The sequence below is a fragment of the Caballeronia sp. M23-90 genome (assembly GCF_053574605.1).
In genome coordinates this window covers 1-391 of record NZ_JBSIPA010000983.1, presented here as the reverse complement: position 1 = coordinate 391, position 391 = coordinate 1, and the positions used below count along the sequence as shown (strand labels likewise).

1 pseudogene is annotated in these 391 nt (G+C 62.1%); it reads right to left on the bottom strand.

What is annotated here, in order from left to right:
* A pseudogene (locus tag ACRXB1_RS37420) lies at positions 1-371 on the bottom strand (hypothetical protein); the annotation flags it as partial.
* Positions 372-391: the final 20 nt, after the last annotated feature.

The window sequence follows — 391 nt, the reverse complement described above, 5'->3', positions numbered from 1 at the left end:
GTATCGCCGTCGCGGTCTCCCGCCACCACGATCACCGTCGGACTTCCTGCGAACCGGTATTCGCCGTGAACGCCCGACGCTTCATCCGTCTTTGCGCCGAGCTTCATCTCGATCTGTTTGTCGCCGACGGCAGCGTATCCGGTGAGCGGATGAACGCCGACGATTCCAACCCGGTGCCGTTCGAGCTCAAGCCGGTCGGCGGCAAACTTACCGACCCAATTGCCCGTGATGTGCGTGCCATCGGTCGACTCTTCGATTTCGAGCGTATCGCCGTCGCGGTCTCCCGCCACCACGATCACCGTCGGACTTCCTGCGAACCGGTATTCGCCGTGAACGCCCGACGCTTCATCCGTCTTTGCGCCGAGCTTCATCTCGATCTGTTTGTCGCCGA